At 62.9% G+C, this 824-nt stretch carries 2 protein-coding genes and 1 pseudogene; all 3 read left to right on the top strand.

Features of this window, described 5'->3' with window-relative positions:
* Positions 1-364: hypothetical protein (locus ACFWI9_RS34620; RefSeq protein ID WP_387169351.1), on the top strand; the 364-nt coding region annotated here is incomplete at its 5' end.
* Positions 327-554 (top strand): annotated as a pseudogene (locus ACFWI9_RS34615) (hypothetical protein); the annotation flags it as partial. The gene ACFWI9_RS34620 and the pseudogene ACFWI9_RS34615, both read left to right, overlap by 38 nt.
* A gap of 78 nt (positions 555-632) precedes the next feature.
* Positions 633-824 (top strand): TetR/AcrR family transcriptional regulator (locus ACFWI9_RS34610; protein ID WP_387169348.1); only part of this gene is annotated, 192 nt, incomplete at its 3' end.

The raw sequence follows: 824 nt of genomic DNA, 5'->3' as shown, positions 1-824 counted from the left end.
CACTGGCCGACGAGCCACCGCCACCAGCGTCGAGCGGCAGCTTGGCGTCACATACGCGACCTTCTACCGGGACTTCCCCGACCTGATCGAGTGGTTCAAGGGTCAACTCGCCGCCTGGCGAGACAAAGCGGGGGCCGAGAAGGACACAGCCAAGCGCGAAGATGACCTTGCCAGGCTCCGGCGCGAGAACACCGACCTCCACAAACAGGCGAGGATCTACGCCGAGGCGATCCGTCAACTGACCCTGGGCAAGGCCATCCTAGAAGACATCTCCAGAGCTTCGAGGGGGGCACCAACCTCGATGATCGGCGTCGTCAGCACCATGCATCAGCGGACAACGGACAAGATTGAAAGGCCCTCATAACCTCACCGGCGGATACGCCGTGCGGGCACACCGCCTCGTAAACCGCCCCAGCCAGGACCTCGACGTAGCCACCGAGAACCCGGCACCCAGGGCCGACATCGCGGCCACGATCCGCAACGGCCTGGAAGTACGGGGCTGGTGGGTGAGGGCCCTGGAAACCGCTCCGCTGTCCGCCCGCTTCACGGTGTCCGTTGCCGTGTGCCATGCGGCGGAGTTGAGCGTCGTGTGATCGTGTTCGACTAACATCAAGGCATACAAACTAGTTTGTATGTATACTGAGTCCATGCGAAGAACCGGTGCGGAAGCCAGAGAGCGGATCCTTGAGGCGGCCATGGACGAGTTCGCTCTGCGTGGCGTCGACGGCGCCCGTATCGACCGGATCGCGAAGAACGCGGGGGCGAGCAAGGAACGGCTCTATGTGTACTTCGGCGACAAGCAGACATTGTTCGACGAGGCCATC

Source organism: Streptomyces sp. NPDC127084 (assembly GCF_042724175.1).
Lineage (GTDB): Bacteria > Actinomycetota > Actinomycetes > Streptomycetales > Streptomycetaceae > Streptomyces.
Note: the sequence above shows the minus strand (reverse complement) of the source record. Positions and strands in the feature narration are given on the sequence as shown.